At 68.3% G+C, this 224-nt stretch carries 1 protein-coding gene; it reads right to left on the reverse strand.

Annotation, left to right across the window (positions count from 1 at the left end):
• A partial coding sequence (locus tag RRF55_RS28630) for a glycine zipper 2TM domain-containing protein (protein ID WP_439419390.1) occupies nucleotides 1–224 on the reverse strand: 224 nt, incomplete at both ends.

Consider the following 224-nt stretch of genomic DNA (forward strand, 5'->3'; position numbering starts at 1 on the left):
GTGATGTCGAAGGTATCGCTGGTCACGTTCTTCTGGATCTGGTTGCCGGCCAGTGCACCACCCACCGCGCCTGCGGCGGCGGCGATGTTCTTGTTGCCACGGCTGCCACCGGTGTGGTCGGAGATTTCATGGCCGGCGACCGCGCCGACGATGCCACCCAGGACCGCGCCGGTCGCGCTCGGCGCGCTGCGGCCCGAAGCGACCTGGTTGATGCGGGTCACGAT

Source organism: Klebsiella sp. K47 (assembly GCF_051858335.1).
Classification (GTDB): Bacteria; Pseudomonadota; Gammaproteobacteria; order Enterobacterales; family Enterobacteriaceae; genus Klebsiella; species Klebsiella pneumoniae.